Raw genomic sequence first — 890 nt, forward strand, 5'->3', positions numbered from 1 at the left:
TGCATGAGCTCGACTGAGGATTCGAAGAAATTTTTCAGTTGCTGGGATGACCTTTCGACGTCGAGACGCTGCCTCAAATCGGCATTTTGTGTCGCAATGCCTGCCGGACAGTTATTGGTGTTGCAGATACGAGCTGCAACACAACCAATTGATTGCATCGCGCTGTTCGCTATCGCCACGCCGTCTGCACCGAGCGCTAACGCTTTGACAAAATCCATAGGAACGCGAAGTCCACCAGTGATGATTAACGTGACACGGTCACTTGCACCTTTTTCATCTAAGTATTTACGTGCGCGGGCTAACGCAGGAATGGTCGGTACGCTAATGTGATCACGGAACATGGTTGGTGCCGCGCCCGTGCCACCACCACGGCCATCGAGAATGATGTAATCGGCACTCGCATCGAGCGCAAACTGGATGTCTTGCTCAATATGGTTAGCACTTAATTTAAAGCCAATCGGAATACCGCCAGTAATGCCACGAACTCTGTCGGCAAACTTTCTGAAATCGTGAGTAGTATGAAGATCGGTAAAGGTTGGTGGCGATATTGCAGGTTGCCCTTCAGGAATGCCCCTCACCTGAGAGATCTTACCAACGTTTTTGTTGGCAGGAAGATGGCCTCCTGTCCCCGTTTTCGCACCTTGTCCGCCTTTAAAGTGAAATGCTTGAACCTTTAGGAGCTTGGATTCGTCGTAGCCAAACTTCGCACTGGCTAGCTCATAAAAATATCGCGAATTAGCGGCTTGCTCTTCTGGCAACATGCCGCCTTCCCCGGAGCAAATCCCAGTTCCGGCTAACTCCGCACCTTTTGCCAGCGCGATTTTCGCTTCTTCCGAAAGCGCACCAAAACTCATGTCCGACACCAATAAAGGAATAGCGAGCTTGAGCGG

Annotated in this window: 1 protein-coding gene; it reads right to left on the reverse strand. The window is 50.7% G+C overall.

The window, feature by feature from the left end:
- Positions 1-890, reverse strand: an 890-nt coding sequence (locus R7Z50_RS25760) for an FMN-binding glutamate synthase family protein (RefSeq protein ID WP_318149511.1), incomplete at both ends; no start/stop codon positions are given.

The sequence above is a fragment of the Vibrio sp. 1249-1 genome (assembly GCF_033340495.1).